At 37.9% G+C, this 22897-nt stretch carries 20 protein-coding genes; 14 read left to right on the top strand and 6 right to left on the bottom strand.

Annotated elements, in window-relative coordinates:
* Nucleotides 1-15: 15 nt before the first annotated feature.
* Nucleotides 16-414 (bottom strand): hypothetical protein, encoded by a 399-nt coding sequence (locus tag AC07UV_RS02625; RefSeq protein ID WP_282253538.1) that lies wholly within the window; start codon nucleotides 412-414, stop codon nucleotides 16-18.
* A gap of 335 nt (nucleotides 415-749) precedes the next feature.
* Between AC07UV_RS02625 and AC07UV_RS02620 the strand changes: the two genes are divergently transcribed.
* The 5 genes from AC07UV_RS02620 to AC07UV_RS02600 all read left to right on the top strand — a co-directional run bounded on the left by AC07UV_RS02620 (nucleotide 750) and on the right by AC07UV_RS02600 (nucleotide 5680).
* Entirely contained in the window at nucleotides 750-1925 is a 1176-nt protein-coding gene (locus tag AC07UV_RS02620) for a hypothetical protein (protein WP_495182637.1), read from the top strand.
* 265 nt (nucleotides 1926-2190) lie between these two features.
* Complete coding sequence (locus tag AC07UV_RS02615; protein ID WP_495182636.1) at nucleotides 2191-2889, top strand: RNA ligase family protein; 699 nt, start codon at nucleotides 2191-2193, stop codon at nucleotides 2887-2889.
* Nucleotides 2889-3998 carry an AAA family ATPase gene (locus AC07UV_RS02610; RefSeq protein ID WP_495182635.1) on the top strand — a complete coding sequence of 370 codons (1110 nt, stop codon included), beginning with the start codon at nucleotides 2889-2891 and terminating at the stop codon, nucleotides 3996-3998. Before AC07UV_RS02615 ends, AC07UV_RS02610 begins: the two co-directional genes overlap by 1 nt.
* Nucleotides 3999-4406: 408 nt before the next feature.
* The gene (folK, locus tag AC07UV_RS02605; protein WP_282253542.1) at nucleotides 4407-4862 is read left to right on the top strand and encodes a 2-amino-4-hydroxy-6-hydroxymethyldihydropteridine diphosphokinase; all 456 of its coding nucleotides are present in this window, start codon (nucleotides 4407-4409) and stop codon (nucleotides 4860-4862) included.
* A gap of 134 nt (nucleotides 4863-4996) precedes the next feature.
* A complete protein-coding gene (locus AC07UV_RS02600) occupies nucleotides 4997-5680 on the top strand; it encodes a CPBP family intramembrane glutamic endopeptidase (protein WP_495182634.1) in 684 nt (227 codons plus the stop codon).
* 146 nt (nucleotides 5681-5826) lie between these two features.
* On the opposite strand, the gene AC07UV_RS02595 is transcribed toward AC07UV_RS02600, so the two are convergent.
* The gene (locus tag AC07UV_RS02595; RefSeq protein WP_495182633.1) at nucleotides 5827-6570 is read right to left on the bottom strand and encodes a LytR/AlgR family response regulator transcription factor; all 744 of its coding nucleotides are present in this window, start codon (nucleotides 6568-6570) and stop codon (nucleotides 5827-5829) included.
* Between the two features lie 4 nt (nucleotides 6571-6574).
* Complete coding sequence (locus AC07UV_RS02590) at nucleotides 6575-8557, bottom strand: sensor histidine kinase (protein ID WP_495182632.1); 1983 nt, start codon at nucleotides 8555-8557, stop codon at nucleotides 6575-6577.
* A 223-nt stretch (nucleotides 8558-8780) separates the two neighbouring features.
* Between AC07UV_RS02590 and AC07UV_RS02585 the strand changes: the two genes are divergently transcribed.
* The 3 genes from AC07UV_RS02585 (at nucleotide 8781) to AC07UV_RS02575 (ending at nucleotide 12395) form a co-directional block, all read left to right on the top strand.
* On the top strand, nucleotides 8781-9767 hold the full coding sequence (locus tag AC07UV_RS02585) for a hypothetical protein (protein WP_495182631.1): 987 nt from the start codon (nucleotides 8781-8783) through the stop codon (nucleotides 9765-9767).
* A gap of 55 nt (nucleotides 9768-9822) precedes the next feature.
* Nucleotides 9823-11508, top strand: a complete 1686-nt coding sequence (locus AC07UV_RS02580; RefSeq protein ID WP_495182630.1) for a tetratricopeptide repeat protein — start codon at nucleotides 9823-9825, stop codon at nucleotides 11506-11508.
* Nucleotides 11509-11822: 314 nt separating this feature from the next.
* Nucleotides 11823-12395: a Crp/Fnr family transcriptional regulator gene (locus AC07UV_RS02575; RefSeq protein ID WP_282253548.1), complete on the top strand. Its 573-nt coding sequence runs from the start codon at nucleotides 11823-11825 to the stop codon at nucleotides 12393-12395.
* A 35-nt stretch (nucleotides 12396-12430) separates the two neighbouring features.
* Here the strand turns inward: AC07UV_RS02575 and AC07UV_RS02570 are convergent, their stop codons facing one another.
* Nucleotides 12431-12916 (bottom strand): hypothetical protein, encoded by a 486-nt coding sequence (locus tag AC07UV_RS02570; RefSeq protein WP_495182629.1) that lies wholly within the window; start codon nucleotides 12914-12916, stop codon nucleotides 12431-12433.
* A 943-nt stretch (nucleotides 12917-13859) separates the two neighbouring features.
* Between AC07UV_RS02570 and AC07UV_RS02565 the strand changes: the two genes are divergently transcribed.
* From AC07UV_RS02565 to AC07UV_RS02550, 4 genes are all read left to right on the top strand, one after another.
* Nucleotides 13860-14360 (top strand): DUF2199 domain-containing protein, encoded by a 501-nt coding sequence (locus AC07UV_RS02565; protein WP_495182628.1) that lies wholly within the window; start codon nucleotides 13860-13862, stop codon nucleotides 14358-14360.
* 479 nt (nucleotides 14361-14839) lie between these two features.
* Nucleotides 14840-16231: a 3-keto-disaccharide hydrolase gene (locus tag AC07UV_RS02560; RefSeq protein WP_495182627.1), complete on the top strand. Its 1392-nt coding sequence runs from the start codon at nucleotides 14840-14842 to the stop codon at nucleotides 16229-16231.
* Between the two features lie 6 nt (nucleotides 16232-16237).
* A complete protein-coding gene (locus AC07UV_RS02555; protein ID WP_495182626.1) occupies nucleotides 16238-17653 on the top strand; it encodes a Gfo/Idh/MocA family oxidoreductase in 1416 nt (471 codons plus the stop codon).
* 301 nt (nucleotides 17654-17954) lie between these two features.
* Nucleotides 17955-19637 carry a glycoside hydrolase family 32 protein gene (locus tag AC07UV_RS02550; protein WP_495182625.1) on the top strand — a complete coding sequence of 561 codons (1683 nt, stop codon included), beginning with the start codon at nucleotides 17955-17957 and terminating at the stop codon, nucleotides 19635-19637.
* Nucleotides 19638-19810: 173 nt separating this feature from the next.
* Here AC07UV_RS02550 and AC07UV_RS02545 read toward each other — a convergent pair whose 3' ends face one another.
* The gene (locus tag AC07UV_RS02545; RefSeq protein ID WP_495182624.1) at nucleotides 19811-20170 is read right to left on the bottom strand and encodes a winged helix-turn-helix transcriptional regulator; all 360 of its coding nucleotides are present in this window, start codon (nucleotides 20168-20170) and stop codon (nucleotides 19811-19813) included.
* 157 nt (nucleotides 20171-20327) lie between these two features.
* Here AC07UV_RS02545 and AC07UV_RS02540 point away from each other — a divergent pair, with 157 nt between their 5' ends.
* Nucleotides 20328-20858, top strand: a complete 531-nt coding sequence (locus AC07UV_RS02540; RefSeq protein ID WP_282253555.1) for an NAD(P)H-dependent oxidoreductase — start codon at nucleotides 20328-20330, stop codon at nucleotides 20856-20858.
* Between the two features lie 101 nt (nucleotides 20859-20959).
* Here the strand turns inward: AC07UV_RS02540 and AC07UV_RS02535 are convergent, their stop codons facing one another.
* Entirely contained in the window at nucleotides 20960-21589 is a 630-nt protein-coding gene (locus tag AC07UV_RS02535) for an SDR family oxidoreductase (protein ID WP_495182623.1), read from the bottom strand.
* Between the two features lie 396 nt (nucleotides 21590-21985).
* Between AC07UV_RS02535 and AC07UV_RS02530 the strand changes: the two genes are divergently transcribed.
* Entirely contained in the window at nucleotides 21986-22885 is a 900-nt protein-coding gene (locus AC07UV_RS02530; RefSeq protein WP_495182622.1) for a dihydrodipicolinate synthase family protein, read from the top strand.
* The last annotated feature ends 12 nt before the right edge of the window (nucleotides 22886-22897 follow it).

Raw genomic sequence — 22897 nt, 5'->3', positions numbered from 1 at the left:
TAATCGTTCAATAAATTACATACTCACTTTATAGCGAATATTGATTGCCAGCTGCCCTGTGAAATCGGCTTTTCTGAGACCTTGACTGTTGACTTCAGCCATAGTTTCGGCACCATTGATCACGATATCCTTCAAATCAGGTTGATCATCCTTAGAAGCGGTTTCTTTGAAAAACTGAACGGCCTGCCCAAGTTCGTAGCTATTAGCGATAGCTTGGCTCAAAGTTTCCTGTAAATCATCAGGCATAGTCATCAACTGAAATTTTTGACTAGTGGTCAATGCGAAATTCGCGGCCATCCAGGATAGAAAGTTTTGACGAATAGCATTTACCTCGACTGCAAGTAAACTTTCTGGCAAAGCCAAGATTCTAAATTGTACCTTGGCTACACCATGGTTATTGAATTGCTGTTTCATTATTTAAATTTATTATATTACAATATCTAAATCTTTGATCATAAATTGTTTGATTTTTGCTTAAAAATATGATAACACGACAGTGAAATGTAGGTTATTGGTCGGTTATTCCTTTCTAATACATCAATGGACTTTCTAAAATAGCAATTATCGTTCGTTTATCATCGTATTTGAGCTTTTAATAGTGTTATTCTTTTATTATCTTTTTATAAATATTATCGTTTGCGTGATGTTTTGTTTTGCGACTTCGATATTATTTATTATATTAGTATACTTTTGTGAGTAGATATTATTAATTTAGTTATCCTAACCAGATATTAATTCGGAGAAACGCCATGAAATCTATCATTTATTTTTTGAGTTCGCTGATGCTGTCTATTGTTTTTAATCTAAAGACAATATCGTTGCAAGGTTTTTTTGACCGGTCGGATCAGTTGAAATATTGGATTTTGGTTGTTATCATGCTCTGTGTTTTTTGGATTGGGGCAACAATAGTATCATTAGTACTTAATTTGCCCACGTACTGGAGTGTACCCTACATGCGTGAGCGCCTGGGGGAACAGGCCAAAAACATACCTGGACTCGATATTGTTCTACATTTTATCGCTTTCTTCTCACTTTTATTGGTTTCTGTTTTTCCATTTATACTTTTGTATGTTGCTGTTATCTTTGTCTACAGCCAGTCGTCAGTGGAGAGATCGATGCTTTTTGAATTACATATGCAGGTCTACGGAATACGTTATGCCACTATTTTTGTTTCATATAGTCTAATGGTCTATATGCGAGAAAACTGGTCGTTACTCTATCATTCTGTTGGCCAACGGCAGAACCTTGCTGTTATCTATAATCGGCCACTCATGCAGATAGTGCACAATGTAAGTTTAGAAAAAGAATTACCAGCTCCACAGCCAATGGTGACAAAAAGAAGACCTTTTATAAAAAAAAGACCCGCATTTGAACAGTTCGAACAGACCCCTGCGATAATTTCTCTAAACGAAAAGCGAACCATAAAAGAAAGTGGGATGAAGAGGAAAGAACAACCCTATGGAGTGGATATTGATAACATTGATGTATATCTATTGGGGGACCTGTTAGATAAGCGGGGGGAATTTGTACAACAGATCAATCTGCAGCAACTTCGATTTGTTGATCTTGTCGCAGTATATACAACCGCAGAAACTAAATGTGTTATCTTACGTAATGGTACAACATTGGATTGCCCGACAATCTTTGATCAGTTAAAGAAGATCGGGATGGAAGACTGGATTGTCAAAATATCAAAAAATTATGCGATCAATATGTTCTTTGTGCAATACCCAATCAAACGTGTGGCGGATGACCTAAAATTACAGCCCTTTATGGAGAAAATGCTGTTACAAAATATTCAGCGGGAACAGCTTAGTGAAATATTGAGAAGTGGGAAAGGCCTTCGAGGACATAATGTTAAGCTTTTCTTAAACAATCAACAGGATTACACACGTGCCGGATGGGATGCTTATATTAGAATATAACAGCCATACGGCCCCTGCATAATGGGGCTTTTATTTATAGGTTTTAGTTTTCCGTTATGTCTGATGGTATAGCGGTTTTTTATTTTTAGAGAAATTTATCTATTTTTGCCGAAATAGATCATAATTGTTATACATTTTTAGAACGTAAGGTCATGTAATACTGTGCCAACATGCAGGAAGATTTTAATCAGATGGGATAGATGCCCAACTAGATTGCTCCTATACCTGTGTTTTTAATCAGTATTATTCACTTTAATTTAAAAAAATGGAATCAACAAAATATGGTCGTACCTACCATTTTCCTTTTTCACCGGGAACCAGCAGTGACGATCGTTTTAATCATGAGTACTGGACGGATATACAATCCTTTTCACAGCTACTTTACACTGAAAAATTGGATGGCGAAAACAATTGTCTATCCCAACGGGGAGTATTTGCCCGGTCACATGCTGCTCCAACGACATCCCCCTGGACATCACAATTACGGGAACATTGGGGACGATTGAAAAATGATTTGGGCGACCTAGAGTTTTTCGGTGAAAACCTTTATGCGGTTCATTCTATAGAGTATACACAGTTGGAGCATTATTACTTTGTATTTGCGGCTCGAATCAACGAGGTCTGGCTTTCATGGGAGGAAGTTACCTTCTATGCTAACTTGTTTGACTTGCCGATGGTACCAGTATTGCGATCGGACAGTGTACGAGATCTGACGGAATCACAGTTGGAAGAAACTGTACAACATCTGGCATCTCAACCTTCGATCTTTGGATCTTTGGATCCGAGAACAGGAATTAACTGCATCTCAGAAGGTCTGGTCTGCCGAAATGCGGAGGCTTATCCCGTCTCCAAATTTCAGCATAATATCTTTAAGTATGTGCGAAAAGGACATGTACAGACGGATGAACATTGGACTAAATCCTGGAAAAGAACAAAACTTACTTGGGAAAGGGGGGGAAACTAATGGAATGGAAATTAACAACAGATACAGATTGGCTGAAATTGGAAAAGCAGTTTTCCTGGGTAGAAGCTATGCGGAATGTTCCGCAGGATCCCATTCATCACGCAGAAGGTAATGTTGCTATTCATACCCAGCTGGTGATTGAACAGTTGCAACAATCCAATACCTATAGGGGATTGAGTAGGCAACGACAGGAACTGCTTTGGGCTGCCGCATTACTGCATGACGTCGAAAAAAGGTCTACGACTGTGGTCGATGGACAGGGACGGATCAGTTCGCCAAGCCATGCGCGAAAAGGTGCACAGACAGCACGTGAAATATTGTTTCGTGATGTGGAAACTCCCTTTTCCCTACGGGAGGAAATTGTTGGTTTGGTTCGTTTTCATGGTCTGCCACTCTGGCTGATGGAAAAAGTTGATCCAATGCGTAGTGCGCTAGAGGCATCATTAAGGGTAAATATGATTGAATTGAAACTTCTAGCCGAGGCTGATGCCAGAGGGCGAATATGTCAGGATCAAGGAGCGTTGCTTGATGCGCTAGAGCTATTTGAACTGTATGTAAAAGAGATTGACTGCTGGGAGTCACCTCGATCTTTTTCGACCCCAAATGCTCAATTTACCTACTTCAACAGCGAGGATGGTTATGTGGATTATATTCCTTTTGATAATTTTAGATCAACGGTCATCATGCTGTCTGGGTTGCCGGGTATGGGAAAGGATCATTATATCGCTAACCATAATAAGGATATACCAGTCATTAGTCTTGACGATATTCGTCGTAAATATCGTATCGAACCGACTGATAGAAAGCGGAATGGTTGGGTAGTGCAACAAGCGAAAGAACAGGCCAAGATTTATCTACGTCAGGGGCAAGACTTTATATGGAATGCAACTAATATTACGACCTTAATGCGAAAGCAGTTGATAGACCTCTTTGTCAGTTATCAGGCCTATGTTGAGTTGGTGTATATCGAAAAAGCGTACCGTCAATGGCGCGTACAAAATCGAGATAGGGCCCATCCGCTGCCAGATGCTGTATTGGATAAAATGCTCCATAACTTGGAAGTCCCACAACCAACGGAAGCACATGAACTGCATTACATCGTTGAATAACCCATAACCTCAGGTTGTTTTTGACGAATGCAATAGAAATCTATTTAAAAAATAGATAGTTTTGATAAACTTCAGCACCAAGTGAACGCTTATTTAGAGCATGAAATGTTCAGAGTGGGATCTTTGGTGTTGATAGGCTAGTCTATATCTTGTATACTGAGCGAGAGAATGCTGCTTAATTCATTTGGATGATTTATTGGCAAAAAAATTGCTTACAGAGTTTATCCGATTATGATAAGTAGCATTTACTTAAACCATACGGGGCAGATGGGGACTTCATAATGGAAGTTTAACTCTGAAATAGCTTTGCATTTTAGAGGGATAGCTCCTTTGTTATGGCACGGATCCTGTATATTGATGGCGTTGAACGTTTAGCTCGCCGACTGGTTCAAAAGGGACATAAAAAAAATGAACGAAACGAAAGCATACACACTGTGCGCTACGGATAATGTAAAGAGATCTAAAGACAACCAAATCAATACGGCTTTGATCTTGTTAGGCTCTAATATCGATCCTGAAGAAAATATCACCATAGCCTTAAATTATATTCAGAAATTGGGAACGATGGGTAACCAAACGGATTTTATCTATACGAAACCTCTTCAATTTGAAACCCAACCTGATTTTTTGAATGGCGCATTATTATTGCATACCTGTTTACCTTTGGATGGATTACAAAGTGAATTAAAACAGATCGAATTAGATATGGGACGCCTCAGAAGCGAAAACAAGAATGCTCCCCGAATCATCGATCTCGATGTGATTACTTTCAATGGAAGCATTGCCGATGAAAAAGATATTGTACAGCTCCCTTTCTTATATGACTTTGTAAAACAACTGCAACCCGAAATATTCAAATGGTAATAAAGAATTCATGATCTTTTGTACATTTGATAAACGATTACCTTATTTGAATGAATAGCCAAAAATAATTTATAGCCGAAACTTAGTTTTTTTTTAATCAATAGGAGTATGTTAATACGACAATATTTATTGGTATGGTAGGTATAATAATCATATTGATTATATCTTGGCTTTTGTTGTGGATAGTCGAAAAGAAGAATCTTAGTGTTCTCGGATTTACCCCAACGAAAAATAGGCTTGCAAACTTTTGTGTAGGATTCTTTATGACAGGTCTGTTATGTGCTGTCTATCATTATATAAAAGTTGTGGTCGTACACAATTTTTGGATGCTTAATCCGAAACTATCTGGCGCTAATTTGATCAATAGTACATGGTGGATCATAAAATCTGTCCTTTTCGAAGAACTTTTATTTAGAGGTGCCCTACTTTATATGGTGATGAAAAAGCTGGGATCTAGATGGGGGTGTCTGCTCTCCGCTGGAGCTTTCGGTGTTTACCATTGGTTTTCCTATGGTGCTTTTGGAAATCCAATACAGATGCTGATGATATTATTGATGACCGGACTTTTCGGATGGGTATTGGCCAAAGCTTATGATGCTACAAAATCTCTTTATTTGCCAATAGCTTTTCACTTAGGCTGGAACGTCGTTAATATTTTGGTGTTTTCTAATGGACCGTTGGGCGCACAACTATTGGTTAGAGCTAATGATAACCAAGCTCAAGGCCTTGTCTCACTATTGATCTTTCTTTTCCAAATGCTTGCGCTTCCATTATTTGGATATCTATATATTCGGAAATATGGCCACACATCGTCCTGATTTTAAATGATGCTTGAATTCATCGATCATAAATTCCATAGTTTTAGCAACATGCTTTTCAGCGATAATAGATTGCGCATAAACACTATTGTGTAGCCCTGATTATATTTTGCTAGATAGGCCCGATTAATTGCAGTGGTCAAATTTTAGCGATTATTATCTCTCATCAATTTAAAAAACGCCTCTTTATTGGCTCTTGATACTGGGACTGTGCTACCGTCCTGTAGGGAGATCAGACCTTCTTTGGAATAGCTTGTTACGTACTTGGTGTTGATGAGATGGGACTGATGTATGCGGTAAAAGTGGGGTGGACAGAGAATTTCTTCATAATGTTTGAGGGGTTTTGAAACAATGATATTTTTACTATTATGCAGAACGAAAGTAGTATATGAACCTGATGTCTCGCAGCGTACAATATGCTTTACCTTGACAACATGCATTGCTTCTTGTGTAGGAAGAATGATACTCTCTGGCATGCTTTGGGTATCCAGACGGAAATTGTGCAGCTGCTGGCCTTGAATAAATAGTTGTTGCTGGTCTGCGATACGCTGAATCGAAAGCCGGAGTTCATCTGCATCGATGGGCTTGAGTAGATAGTCAATGGCATTGAATTTAAATGCGCGTATGGCATGCTGCTCGTAGGCAGTTGTAAAAATAAGATGAAAGGATTTGTAACTGATCTGACTTAATACATCAAAGCCGGTACCCCGTCTTAGCATAATATCCATAAAGACTAAATCGGGTTGCAGCTGATCGATGATTTTAACAGCTGTCTCGGTATCTTCGGCAAAACCTACCACTTGTATGGTGTTTGGAGCAACGATTTCCAATAAAATGGTTAGCGATTCGCGTAAATGATATTCGTCTTCAATAATAATGGCCTTATACATGCTTTTATAGTATTGGTATGGTTAAACGGACAATACAACCTTTTTCACCCTCTTCCGACTTTCGATCGTGGATCTCCATTTTGGTATATGCATTTTGTTGTTGCATTAGTAGCAAACGTTCATCAGTGATCTTAGTGGATAGCGACTGGTGACTATCCTGAGTTTTATCGGATTTGGACCTTCTTAAACCAATACCGTTATCGACGATGCTACAGATCAGTACATCACGGTCGATATCTTGGGTAAAACTGATCTGCAATAGACCTCTCCTGCTGTCGGTCAAAGGTTTTAAACCATGTTCAATAGCGTTTTCTACGAAAGGTTGGATGAGTAATGGGGGGATGTGGATGTTAGTGTCGACATTCGCGCCATATTTGATCTCATAATCGAAATTATAATTTAGACGGAGCTGCTGTAGTTCGATATAATGATTTAAGGTATTAATTTCATCTGTTAGACAAATGCTTTCCATTCGAGACTGTTCCAATACCTGCCGGATCAATTTAGCAAATTTACCTAGGTAACCGACTGCAGTGACACGATCACTTTGAAGAATCATGTTTTGAATACTACCGAGTATGTTGAACATAAAATGTGGATCCATTTGTGATTGGAGCAAACGTCTTTCGAGTGCAATTTTTTCGGATAAGGTTTCTAGACTCTCTTTTTCCATGAGTTGAACTTTCAACGCAGCATTGGCCTGCTGTTGCTGCAGAATATCTTCTCTATTTTGATAATAACACTTCCGGTAATGGTACGAGCGATAGACAAAAACCAGTCCAATCAACAATATGCCCGATATACTGTAGCTGAGTAGTTTATTCTTTTTTTGAAGTTCATTTTCCTTCTCTAGCTGTGTAATGCGAGCGATACGCTTTTCGGCTTCAAATCGTGCATCCGTATTTTGAAGCTTTTCCTGAATCGATTCATCATACTTCAGTTGATTGTACTTGACAAAGAGCTTGTCGTACTCGTAATAGGATTGATGATCACCTTCACGGGCTGCGAGATCTTTAAGGCAATTGTAGAAAGCTGCAAACAGGTCATTATCTTTGTATGGAAGACCCTGTTGGAAGGCAATCCCTTCTTTAAATAACCGTTCGGCCATTCGATATTCCTTCTTTTCAACAAAATACTGCCCGCGTATCCCCAACGAACTGCGATAGACATTACGTAGGTTGTATTTCTTTCCGATGTCAGTGGCTGTTTCAAGGTTGCTCAATAGGGCATGTTCGTCGATGGGGCTAGGACCATTCATATAAAGTTCGGCGAGGTTAATATGGGCAATACCAATATTGCTCTTGCTGATTATCCTGTCAGCGTCCTTCCCTGCTAACACAATTGTTTCTTTAAAAAAATCCACAGCACGCTGCCAGCTTTCCCAACGACCAGTGATTATATGATCGGAGAGGTAGCTGCCTACGGCCAGACGCGCATGTAAGATGCTCTCAGGATCATTGGATTTTACGGCATAGGTAAGGGCTTCGTCAGCATATTTTTTTGATTTGGTGGTAACTCCTGTAGAAAAGAGATAGGAAATATCAGCCCCCAATTTGGCACAGTGTCTATATTCATGAATCTTTTGAAATATAACATAAGCCTTAAGCATATAATCCAGTGCAGCTGTTTTGTCATCAATATAGGAGCGAAGTAATCCCATGGTCCAGTTACCATAGGCGATGGCACGCTCATTTTTTGTATTGTTGGCGATATCGTAGGCGAGTTCGGTGTTTTTGCTAAAATCCTTCAAGTTTAACATGCGCCTATAGGTCATCGCCAAATAAGCATGACAAATCGCTTCATCGACTCTATCATGAGTTTGTTGGGCGAGGGACAGCGCTTCATATTGTATATGCAAACTGGTAAGGGTATCAATAAACCTATTGGCGTAACCTTGTTCGGCTTTTTTTTCAATGGCTGTGGGCGCCTGAGCACATACAATGCTACTGGCGAAGATGAAAATGAGAAAACTAAAAAATCCTTTCATGATTTTGTTCAGAACGACTAATTTAATCAATTCGTGGATAAAGATACGTAAGCTACGAAGGTCGTTAACATTTTTGATCAAAAAATGCTAATCTTATACCGAATGCAAAGCCAAATCGACCAGATACAAACTTATCCATGTCTACATCTAAAAAATCTTTAATCTTGTTTAAAAGAAAAGGACAATGCGCAAAACGGGAAAATCTTTAACAACTACTGAATTAATGAAACAAAGTGATTTGATAGCCCTAATTGGCCTTCCGTCAAATGATCCAAAGCTGATCGCATTTTTTGAAAAGTATCAATTGGGTAAAATACCGAAAACCATTACCACCAATCAAGGAACCAAGAGTGTTTTATATAAACCTCTTAATCTGTCATTCTGGTTCAAATATGATATTAAAAATGAACGTTTTCAACCCCCTGTTAGCCCAACCGGTGATAACTATAAGTTTTTGCCCTACCTTAAATCTGTGATGTTCAATCATGTTGATGATACTGTGAAAACACCGGACCCCAAACCTAAGGACTTTTGGGATCTGATTCCGCATCCAAGGGAATCCTATCAAAAGGTAGCAGATCTGATGGGGCAACCAGCAGAAAAGATGGACACACAAACCACTTTTGAAATGACTATTGGTGCCGACACCCTATTGACTGTACAATATAATCAGGATAACAAAGGGACGCTAAAATCTTCAACTTGGGTTTCCATTCTTGAACAGAGCGAAATTGTTAGCGCTGTTTTTTTTGATCCGAAATATCAGCAGGAAGACTTTCCTTTTAAAAGAAGAGCCTACTCCGCAATCATTAAATGGCTCTACAATAAGGGATGGCTTTTACTCCAGGAACAAGAATACGGACAACAATTAAACAGTGAGGCCACTCTACTGGATTTTATCGGAATGAAATTGAAGGGGCACCTTTGGACAAATCAGATCGCTGATATTAAGTACTTACGGTCATTTTTGTATACCATCTGCAGTAACCGAAGTATACGGGATAAACATGGTAACAAAATCTCCTTCTACATTCGTGATATCGTATTGGAATGTATGGGGAAGAAGAACGAATTTGATATTCTTTACAAAGGTCCGTTTGAACATATCGATCTTTTTTTAAATGAACTTATTTTTGATGATCAGATTTATGAAAAAATTGCCGCTAATCTGACAGCACGATACGAAATATTTAACTTATTGCAGGCCTGATATTTTTGCTGCCTTTCAGCGGGAGAAATGAAAAATATCGAAAAAAATAATAATTATGAGAGAAATGATACAATCCCAAGCTCAGGAAGCCTTGCAGCAGGGCGATTATACATTGGCTGCTAAAAACTATATTGAAGGCAATGGCCTTCCTCAGGAAAGGAAACAGTTAACGGATCTTTTTGTACAGGTAAATAGTCTGAATGAGGCCCAACCCAATCCGGATCTATGTGCCATCTTGGGCTTGATAGCGCTGGATGACAATTCAGTTTTTAACTTGGATAGGGAGGAAGCACTTTTGCAATGTATACAATGGAGCCGTCAGGGATTGCAGATTGATCCTAATCATGGGCATTGTTATCGAAATGCAGGATCAGCATTATACTGGCTAGATGACTGGGAAGCGGCAGCTCTCTATTATAAAAAGGCAGATGAACTTGTTCCTTCTCCAGTATTGAAAATACGGTTGTTTAATATGGCAAATCGGGGAGTTGAACAACCAGATTTCTCAGGTTTACAGTTTAACATCGAGACCGATAGAGCGATGGAAGCCTATAATGCAGGGGTCGAGCTCAATTATCTTTTGGAGGGACATGTTATGATGCCTGATGCTGAGCGGCAACGTTTGACAATCCTAAAACAGGAGTGCTATGCACATGCTTATACACTTTATCGAGGCGCACTGATTGGACAAAATGGAGATTTGATCAATGTTGATCCATTGACATTTGCCATGTGTTGTAATAATCTTGCCACAGAAGCGATACTACAAGGGGAGTATGAATGGGCGATTGCTATTACAACTGAAGGTATGGAGTATCATGTTTTTCCTTATATTTTACAAAATAGGCTTCATGCTTTTTGCGAAGTTGACCGCCCGATGGAAGCTATTGCTGATGGTCAACGACTACTGGATGATTTTGAGGAAGAGCTGGATTTATTGACATATTTTAATGTAGTGGATAAACTTTGTGCAGCGCATATGGCGATCAAGCAGTATGAGGACCTGCTGGAATGGGTCAATATTGGTGTACAGGTCTATTATTCTCTGGATGCAACAGATCCAATGACACATGATCAAGAAGTTGTCCGCTGTTTTACCAATTTTTTTATTTATAAAGCTAATGCCGAAAACGCACTGGGAATAAAATATGAAATTGAATCTGTTGCGCAAGATACAGACGAGTTGTTGGAAAAAATGCCCGATAATCCCAGCTTGCTGATCAGCAGGGCCAATACATTTATTGATGCAGGCGATTTTGATAAAGCACTGGAATGTTACCAATATGCAATTCATTTTGCGACTGAAAAGGAAATGTTAAGATCGGTACAGGTCGCCTTTTATAATATGGGCTATATGCAGGTAGCTCATCTGCATGATATAACAACGGCATTTGAGAGCTTTGAACAAAGTATTGCTGCAGGTAATCCGGATTTTTGGTGTTATTATTGGGCAGCACACTGTGCCTACCATCTACAGGAAAATGAAGGTACGATTTATTATGCACAGTCTGCTTTACAGAAGCTACAAATTCAGGGGGGAGTAGCGCATGATATTATTGCCGAACTCTATGAACATTTGGGCGTAGCACAATTGGATCTTGAGTGTTATGATGAAGCCATTGATAACCTGACGCGTGCATTGCAGTATAATGATACAAAAACTACAAGGGAAAATTTAAAGATTGCACAAATACATAAAACACCCACTAAAACCTTTTTAGGGAAATTGTTTGGCAAGTAAAACACACTTCATCTATTATTGTCTTAACTTACTATATATCACAAAAATAATATAAATACAAACCTTGCCCAAAGAGTTTTGGCATTTCTCAGGATCGTTCCTTTACAGTTTGTACATATTCGATAGTGATTTCTTGCGATTCAATTTATTCTCCATCGAAGGAATATTGAAATATAAGGAGAGTGGAGATTCATCGGATAAAAATGTCAGTGATTGCGGAGTTAGAGCGTAATTTATGCTTTGTCCGAATTAACTTTTTATAGTATCTTGCATTAGATGGTGAAATTTTGGGTGTCAAAATAAAATGAAAGCTATTGGAAATATTTAGAGCACATTTGGAGAAATTTATCCAGATCGACGATGTAACATTTGAGCGGATATCAAAATACTTTAACATAAATTCGGTTGCAAAAAAGGAAAATATGCTGGAAGAAGGCCAAATCTGCAGGTACCACTATTTTGTGTTAAAAGGAATGTTACGTAAGTTTTTTGTAAATGAAAAAGGTGTGGAACAAACCACTGAATTTGCTATTGAAAACTGGTGGCTCACGGACAATATGGCTTATGAAAATAAGCTTGTAAGTTCATTCTATATACAAGCTGTTGAAAAATCGGAAGTTTTATATATTAGTCAGGAAAATCAGGAGAAATTGATGGCGGAATTTCCATTGATGGAACGCTATTTTCGTTTTGTATATCAGAGAGCTTATGCAGCGGCACAAATGCGTGTTAAATATCTTTTCTCATTGCCTAAAGAGGAGTTTTATCGCGATATGTTACGTAAATACCCCGAGTTTGTGCAACGTGTACCACAGTATCTTATTGCATCTTTTTTAGGCTTTACTCCCGAATATCTGAGTGAAATTCGAAAAAAAATAAATACCTAAAAATACGATAGAGACCTCAAACACTGCTGAGAAAACTAATAGCACTGGTCCGAATCTGTTATCCGGTAAGGGCTAGTCAGAAAATGTAGATTGTTTTCTTTTGCATAACCCCTAATCAAATTATTGAATTTTTCAATAGCTTTTTCTTCAGATCGAGCAAAACAATGTAAGTTGATCTCTAATGGTTTTTCCGAAGTAGCTTCATCTATACGGAGTTGTCCGACTTCGGAAAGAACAACGGCAAATGAAGTTTTACAGATTTCAATTTCTAATTTATTGTCAATCAATTGTGAGGAAATACTATAATAGGAATCATTATTTTGGATTTCATCTTGAAAGGGATCCAAAAAAGTAGGTATAATAGAACGATAGCCATATTTTGCGTTGCCAAAAAAATGATCAATATATTCCTGTGCTTTTTCATAAGTAGAAAAAACCCCTTCTAGGTTAGTGAATACATCTGGATCTTCTTTAATCTCTTTTGAAACTACTGTATATACCTTAATGGAGTTGGTTGTCATATTTTAAAATGCTACTGTCTATAAGTTAAGTGAAGTTTTTCTGCAAAAAAACCAATTTAAAATTTCATCAATGAGATGTTCAAAGATAAAATCGTCTTTTTAAAATAAAAAAATTTCCTTTGTCTACTTTGTAGCCTAGTTGGAATATATGTTTGTTCTTTAAAGTTGTGTATAATTTTCGTGTTCTCCAAATTTTTTACTGATTGTTTTTATTTTATTAAATAGAAGAGGTGATCTTGTTTCAGAGTAAAAGAGAAAACCCTATTAAGAACCATGGAAATTTCCAAATGACTATAGTGGCTGGTCAAAAATTCTATAGTCATAACAATCACTGCTGCGTACATGAAAACGTACCGGTAATTTTGATATAGATAATTAAGTGTCTATTATCTAGGTTATGGACTATTTTATTTTTTTAATAGAAATAGCCTTTCAAAAGAGTTATATAACAATTCTAAATGGCTGGGATTGTTTAAATGTACCGATGTAAGGAGAAGAGAGGGGACTGTATTGGGATTAAGCATTAAGCCAAACATGAATTGGATATCAATGAAGATTGATGTTGTCATATGATTGGAAGACTTGAAGAAAATCTCAATGATTGGAATATCCTTTTTATAGTTTATATTAAAAAGGTTAGGAGTATGGGACATCAATAAAATGGAAATAAAAAAAGGTTTCCAAACGGGGAGAATGAAAACCTTAAATAACCAATTATAAACCTAAATTATGATACTACAAAATTAGTGTACTTTGTACACTTTAGCAAATTTTTTTAAAAATATTATTATAATAATTTAAAACCTGCGACTATAATAGAAGAATTGAGATCATGAATTTACCTGATTATCTCATAGAGATTTATTAATATGAGAATTTAAAAGTTTGATTAAGTTTGCAATTAAGAAATACCTTGGAATAATTTTTTTGAGATACGATATATATGGATACTTTTATTTGCCAAAATTGCGGTGTAGAACATACTGAATTACCATCTTTAGCTTTTGATGCCCCTTTTCATTATGATATATTAAGTCCAGTCGATAAAGAGAGACTCGCAGAAAAAGAGGATGATTTTTGTGTCATCAATCATAAAGATCAGATTGACTATTTTATCCGTGTTGTTTTGCAGATTCCTATTTTGGATCATGACGAAACCTTAGATTATGGTGTTTGGGTTTCGGTGAGCAAAGAAACGATAGAGGATTATCGCCTTATTTTTGCGGCTAAGGAGGCCGAAGAAAAAAGCTATTTTGGTATGCTCTGTAATGAAATAGCAGATTATGAAACTTCTACAATTGGACTTTATATGCAGGTCTTAACTCAATTGAATGGTTATCGTCCATTATTAATACCTTATGAGTCTGAACATTCACTGGTACAGGATTGGTCGAATGGTATTAGTAGAGATGAGGCTGTCCGACGAGTTAATTCTGTGACTTAGATTTCTCTCGTCGCTAGTGTTTCATTTTTACCTAGAATCTATTCTTTCGATGCAGATTCGCTTTAGAATTATGCTATTTCACCACGGTGTATCTATTTGTTTCCTTGGTTTTTAGTTTTCTTATGGTGTATTAACACCCAATTTTTTGTGCTATCTATGCAAAGACTATAGTTTTTTTTGTCGTATTTTCATTGTTATTGTTTTATACGTTGCCTTTTCTATTGTTTCAAACGTTTTCGTAAATAAATCATACAATTTGATTCGTTTCACCTATATTAATTGATATCTTGTTTTAGAAAGCCAATTGAAAAAATAACCGATGGCTGAGGAAGGTGTACCAATCTCCTAAATCGAAAGGGATTAAACTGCATAATAACTTTAATATCCCAATATTGAAAAATAGCGTGCACGTAATATGATTAATAGACCAATATTCAATAAATAAACCGGGCATACGAGCTCAAGAAGTAATTATCACAATGAAAAGAAAAACATTATTTAAGTTTGTCTTAGTGGCAGCGATGGCTGGAAATACAATTTTATCGCATGCGCAGATGAATAAGACCACAGAAAAAGGTTGGACAAATCTTTTTGACGGAAAAACGCTGAATGGCTGGAAAACCGTTGGTGGGAAAGCTCCTTATTCTATTGAGGGGGACGCAATCGTGGGACGAATGACTAAAGGAACGCCCAATTCATTTTTGGTCACAGAAAAAGAATATGGTGATTTCATATTGGAACTAGATGTTAAGCTCGAAGGCAGTCAAACGAATTCAGGAATCCAGACCCGGAGTCATCTTGACCCAAAAGCAAATGATGGCCGTGGCAAGGTCTATGGAAGGCAAGTGGAGATTGACCCGTCATCCAGGGCGTGGACAGGTGGTATCTATGATGAAGCTCGCCGCGGCTGGCTTTATCCGTTGGATCTCAATGAAAATGCAAAGAAGGCGTATAAAGCCGAAGAGTATAATCACATTAGAATAGAGGCAATCGGTGATGAGTTGCGTACCTGGATCAATGATATTCCTGTTTCTTATGTAGTAGATACAATTGATCGAACTGGATTCATCGGATTACAAGTACATAGTATTCCTTCAGAATTAGATGGCAAGAAAGTCTATTTCAAAAATGTTAAAATAAAGACCGCTGATCTGAAGACAAAAGGTTTTCCGAAGGATATTTATATCGTCAATCTAAAGCCAAATGAAATAGTGGCTGCCGAAAAGAAAAAAGGAGTAAAGCTGCTATTTGATGGTAAAACTAATAATGGATGGCGAAGCATCCATGGAGATAAATTTCCTGATCGTGGTTGGGAAATTAAGGATGGTCAATTAACTGTTTTGAAATCTGATGGTGGAGAATCTACCAATGGCGGTGATATCATAACGAAGGATAAATATACCGCATTTGACCTCTCCTTTGAATTTAAACTTAGTCCTGGAGCGAATAGCGGAGTAAAATATTTTGTCACATTGAAGGAAAAGTCCAAAGGATCGGCTATTGGTCTAGAATTTCAGGTACTTGATGATGCCTTACATCCTGATGCAAAGTTAGGTCGGGATGGTAACCGGAGCCTGGCATCACTATATGATCTCATCACTTCGAATAGAGATGCACGTGCCCGGAGACCGATAGGCGAATGGAACAGAGGTCGGGTAGTGGTTACAGCGGATAACAAGGTTGAGCATTATCTGAATGGAATAAAGATGTTGAGTTACGAAAGAGGATCGAAGGAGTTTAAGGACCTTGTCGCGATTAGCAAGTATAAGGACTGGGACAACTTTGGTGAAGCAAAAGAAGGCTCCATTCTATTACAGGATCATGGCGATCGAGTTTCATTTCGCAGTATAAAGATTAATACACAAAACTAAGCTCATATGAATCATTATCTATCACGTCGAAGCTTTGTTAAACAATCTGTTATTGCAGCGGGTGCTGTCATGTTATCGAATAGCGTTCTTGGTAAGGTCAATTTAGCATCGCCGAATGAACGGGTTAATTTGGCATGTGTAGGTCTCGGCAATAGAGCTGCGGATATTATAAAAGAACTCTATAAAACTGGCCTTTGTAATATTGTCGCACTCTGTGATGTAGACTTGGGAGCTAAACACACCCAGGAAATTTTGAGCATGTTTCCAGATGCACCAAAATTTAAAGACTTTAGAGTTATGTTTGATAAAATGGGTAGCCAAATCGATGCGGTTAGTGTCGGTACACCAGACTTCTCCCATTTTGCCATAACGATGCTGGCCCTAGATCTTGGAAAGCATGTTTACGTGGAAAAACCAATGGCAAGGACATTTCTCGAAGTCGAATTAATGACAAATAAAGCGAGGAAGAATCCAAAACTTATAACACAGATGGGGAATCAGGGGCACTCTGAAGCGAATTACTTTCAATTCAAGGCCTGGAAGGATGCGGGAATAATTAAAGATATTACGCGCATAGATGCGCATATGAATATGCCCCGCAGATGGCATGGATGGGATGTGAATATGAAAGGATTTCCTGCGGCTGAAATTACGCCAGACACATTAGACTGGGAACTGTGGCAAATGCAGACTCTGGGGCATAATTATAATAAAGATTTTGTGAACGGACAATGGCGTTGCTGGTATGATTTTGGAATGGGAGCTCTTGGTGATTGGGGAGCGCACATCTTAGATACTGCACATGAATTTTTGGATCTTGGGTTACCAACAGAAGTAAGTGCGGTAAAGCTTGATGGACATAATTCGTATTTTTTTCCCATGTCTTCAACACTGAAATTTCATTTTCCGAAGCGAAAAAAGATGCCTGCGGTTGATATTAATTGGTATGATGGCTTAGATAATTTGCCACCAATCCCAGAGGGCTATGGGGTTTCGGGATTGGATCCGAACATTCCAGCACCCAGTACAGGTAAGTTAGAGCCAGCGAAATTAAATCCTGGAAAAATTATCTATGGAAAGGATCTGACTTTCAAAGGAGGTTCTCACGCAAGTATTTTGCAGATTATTCCTGAAACGAAGGCAAAGGAATTAGAATCCCGCCTTCCAGAGGTTCCGAAATCACCATCTAATCATTATGCCAACTTCCTAAAAGCATGTAAAGGAGAAGAGAAAACAAGGTCGGCTTTTGAAATTGCAGGACCTTTAAGTCAAGTGTTCTGTTTGGGAGTAATTGCACAGCGTCTAAATGCGAAACTGATTTTTGATCCTCAGAAAAAAGAAATCAGTAATGATAGATTTGCGAATGCACTTTTGGCAGGACCTCCGCCTGCAAGAGGCTGGGAACAGTATTATAAAATGTAATCCGAAAGGAATACTTAATCCATATAAAAAAGGCGCGGGATATTAATATTTATCCCTCGCTTTTTTATTTTTAAGACTTTTATCCTTGAGCTAGTTGATTCTTTTTATTGTTGCTACTGACCAGCAATGTGTTCATATTCATTATATTAATTGAGACAAATCAGATGTATTTTGATCTATCTTGATTTAAATATATCGGGTATTGTAGATATTTTTGTTAGGAGGCTTTGAGATTGGTTGATGATGGAAGTCGATACCTTTAAAAGTCTACTATTTCATTTTGATAATAACCATAAAAATTATGAACAGGACTCTTATCCTTCTTATTGGTGTTCTCACATTTGTCTTTCATGTTAGTGGCCAGACTTCTGGAAAGCGGACCTTTTATGTCTCAAATCGGTACTTAAAAATTCCTGTTAAAAATGGAGCTCCCAAACGGAATGTTGAACTTTGGCTCAACAATGAAAAAGTAAGATGGTTTGATGTTGAATTAGCGGATAGTGTATACGATTGGATCGCTTATTTGGATATTGAGAAATGGAAGGGGCAATCCCTTAAGCTGAGCATAACTACTCCTGATGGGAATAGTCACAGATTCAATTCCTTTGAGCAAGCTGATCTACAGGATGATAATGCGGTGTACACTGAAAAGGAACGTGGGCAAATTCATTTTTCTCCAAAACGTGGGTGGCTGAATGACCCTAACGGGCTCGTTTTCTTCAAAGGACAATATCACCTTTTTTTTCAGCATAATCCTTATGGTACTAATTGGGGCAATATGCACTGGGGGCATGCTGTATCTAGTGATTTGATCCATTGGAAAGAATTGGGAGAGGCCTTATATCCCGATGAATCGGGAGTTATGTTTAGTGGCGGGGCAGTGGTAGATACTAAAAATAGCAGTGGATTAGGAAATAATAATTTAATGGTTCCTATGGTCTTATTTTACACTGCAGCTGAACAATCTTGGAAGCAAGGACTGGCTTATTCTTTGGACGGAAAGGAATTTAAGAAGTTGCCAAACCATATCTTGGATAAGATTTCAACTGGTAACCGGGATCCTAAAGTGATATGGCACGGACCTTCGGCGCGTTGGGTGTTAACTTTATATGTCGAGGAAGAACATGGACAGCATAGCATGCATTTATTTACTTCAAAGGATATGAAAACATGGGAGTTTGCGAGTAAAGTTTATGGTGGTAAAGGAATTGACCGGTATCTATTTGAATGTCCCGAATTTTTTGAACTGGCGGTGGATGATGATCCGAAACAAAAAAAATGGATTTTAACGGGTGCCAATAGCCAATATGCTATAGGGAGTTTTGATGGCAAAAAGTTCACCCCAGAGGCAGAAAGGTTGTTTAGTCAATATGGTCGTGATTACTATGCTGCACAGACGTTTAGCAACGAGCCTTTGGGACGTCGTATCGAGATCGGATGGTGGCGAACCCATACCAATCACGGTGCTACAGCCTTCAACCAATCAATGAGTATACCAATGGAATTGAAGTTAAAAACGACAGAAAAAGGTCTACGTTTATTTAGGAAACCGGTAGCTGAATTACAAAAATTAAGAAAAGATCAGTTGCACATTGGTCAAATCAGCTTAAAGCCCGGCAAGCTAAATTATTTGCAGCATTTTAGCGGCGATGTTGTTGAACTCAAATTTATTATAACGCCTAAAAGTGCCAGAAACATACAAATCAATGTGCGTGGGTTAATCATGAATTATAATGTTGCTACTGAAGAAATGGTTGTAGACAATGTGCGGGCAATTGTTCCTCTAAGAGATGGAAAATTGATGTTGAGATTGTTCGTAGATCGTACTGGCCTTGAGATTTTTGCCCAAAATGGGGAAATCTATATGCCAATAAATTACAATTTTGACCACAATAATTTGCAATATGGTATTAGTATCTCAAATGGTCAAGCGGTTTTGGATCAGGCTGATTTATATACACTAAAAAGTATTTGGTCTGACTAATAGCAGAGCGAAGAACGGAAAATAAGTACTTAGATAAAACGAAAAAAGGTTTTCAAACGGGGAGAATGAAAACCTTCAATAACCAATTATAAACCTAAATTATGATACTGCAAATGTAAGTGTATTTTTTACACTATGCAAATTTTTTTATATTTTTTTTATACGATAGCGTCCTACATCGAAAGACCTTTTAATTTTTCTCCCCATTTTCCAAGTTCATGAATGATAGGAGATAGCTCATAGCCAATAGCTGTTAATTCATACGTTACACGTAGAGGAACCTCAGCATATACCGTGCGTTTGACGACTCCACTTTCCTCTAATTTTCGTAATTGCAAAGTCAACATGCGTTCGGTGATATTAGGAAGGCATTTTCTGATTTCACTGTATCGGAGGCTTCCGTTGATTAGATAGCAACAAATAGCCAAAGACCATTGGCCACCAATAATATTAGCCGCAAATACCTCAGGGCAATCATTCGCTAAAATTTGTTTATTGGCAAAATTGGTTGAACTCTCTTTGATTTTTGTCATCACACACATTTTTTATAGTACCGAACATTGGGCTACCTGTGAGCCAAAATAAGGAATATCTCGCTATTTTTGAGTCAAAATAATCGAGTTAATAAAACAATTACGGCTATCGAATGCCGTGTTAATTAGCATCCAAACTATTGAATAATTAGCTATAATGAAAACATTGGTCATTGTAATACATCCAAATATTAAAGAATCACTTATTAATAAGAGGTGGATCGAGGAATTGGAAAAACATCCGGAGAACTATGAAATCCATCAATTGCATGAAAGATATCCAGATGAAAAAATTGACGTTACTGTGGAACAGCAATTGATTGAAAAGCATGATAAAATCATATTTCAATTTCCATTTTATTGGTTTAACTGCCCTCCATTTTTTAAAAAGTGGTTGGATGAGGTATTGACCTATGGCTGGGCATATGGAAAGACGAGTGGTTACAAGTTAGCAGGAAAGAAGATCGCTTTGGCCCTTTCTGTTGGGATTGACGAAGTAGAATATAGTGCAAATGGAAAGTATAAATATAGCCTAGATCAATTGACAAGTCCTTTTGAGATTACATTCAACTATGTTCACGCCAATTATCAACCACTTTTTGCATACTATGGTATCGAAAAACATGCTTCCGAAGAATGGGTTGAACAGAGTGTACCCCATTATCTCAATTTTTTAGAACAGTTGTAGACGATCAATATGAATTGAAATTTTTGCAGGATTTGGTAAGTTAGACTTACTAAACATCAAAGGCATCTTTTAAATAGAAAGATGCCTTTGATGATGGTACACTATCGTGTTGTATACCCTCCATTGGCAAAAATGGTTTGTCCGGTAATCCACCAACCATCTGTCACCAGAAATTCGACTAGAGGAGCAATATCTTTAATGTCAGTCAGCCCCCCAAGTGCAGAAGCGGATTTATGGTAAGCTACTGCATCCTCGCTCTCTTGTCCATAAAAAAATGGTGTATCCATTGGACCAGGAGCAACTGCTGTCACCGAAATACCTCGATCGCCAAATTCTTTGGACGCAGCACGCGTAATATGTTCAACGGGTGCTTTCAGTCCTTCATATGTAGAATAAAACCCTGTGTATGCCGCAAGTAACGATGTGACAATCGTGCAAACTTTACCATTGTTGTTCAATTTTTTGCCTGCTTCTTGGATAAAAAAGTAGGCAACTTTGGAATTAATATCACTCATGCTGTCATATTCATCCACTGTTGTATCTACGATCGGTTTTTTTAATACTTTACCGACCGTATTAATTGCAATATCGATTCCTCCATATTGCAACACCGCCGTATCAAAGAGCTTGCTCATATTTTCGATCTTAGTAAGATCCGCTTGAAACAGGATCGCTTCCGCTCCAGCAGCCTTTACTACTGCCAGTGTTTCTTCTGCATCTGCCTTGCTCACTGTTATAATGGATCAAATACATCAACACAATATATTTCACAAATTTTAGTGTAATGTAAAAACGAAAAAAGGTTTTCAAACGGGGAGAATGAAAACCTTCAATAACCAATTATAAACCTAAATTATGATAAGACAAAGGTAGTGTGTTTTGTACACACTTGCAAGGGTTTTTAAATAAAATGCTTGTTTTGTATTTTATATTAGTTATCCAGTTATGATATTACTAACTGATGTTTTATTATATTGATTCTAATTGTATTTTCCAGTTATAAGTCTTTGGCCAGTGGATACTCATAAAAGGTCAATATTAGGTCAGAGTTGATTAATTCATAAGAAGACTGAGCAACTTATTGCATATAGATTTGTGTTAAGGAATTTAAAAAAATTTATTAAACTATGGCACAATTGAATTGGGAAGGAATTTATCCAGCAATGTTATCTCCATTTGATGAGAATGGAAATTTGGATTTTGACATGTTTGCAAAGAACATTGAAGCACAGGTAGAGGCCGGAGTCCACGGATTAATTATTGCAGGGTCATTGGGCGAAGCTAGTGTTTTGAGTAATGAGGAAAAATACGAGTTATTAAAACATGCATTGAAAGTAGTGAATGGACGTGTTCCTGTTTTGCTCAATATTGCGGAGAATACGACTGCCGATGCCATTAAAGTTGCAACAACCAGTGAAAATTTGGGCGCGGATGGATTGATGTTGTTGCCTCCTATGCGTTATAAGTCTGATGATAGGGAGACTGTTGCTTATTTTCGCGCTGTTGCGCAGAGCACAACATTACCAATTTTAATCTATAATAATCCTGTTGATTATGGTACCTATGTGTCTTTGGATATGTTTGAGGAACTGTTGCTGGAGCCAAATATTCAGGCCGTGAAAGAGTCAACACGAGATGTAACTAATATTACTCGTCTGAAAAACCGCTTTGACGATCGCTTAAAGATCCTAGCGGGAGTGGATACGTTGTGCTTAGAATCTTTAATGTTGGGGGCTGACGGTTTGGTTGCGGGACTGGTGGATGCCTTTCCAAAGGAGACTGTTACAATGTATCGTCTGGCTCATAAAGGCGAGTATAAGCAAGCGCTAACGATATACCGCTGGTTTATGCCTTTATTGGAATTGGATATTCACCCCAAGCTCGTTCAATATATCAAATTGGCGGCTACAGCGGAAGGGATTTCAACACCCTATACAAGAGCTCCGAGATTACCATTGATTGGTGAGGAAGAGCAACGGGTTAAAAAGATCATTGCTGATGCAATAGCAACAAGACCCTTATTATAACAGGGCTTCTTC

It is taken from the genome of Sphingobacterium sp. GW821-FHT03E03, assembly GCF_059420745.1.
This window is presented reverse-complemented; position numbering and strand designations above follow the sequence as displayed.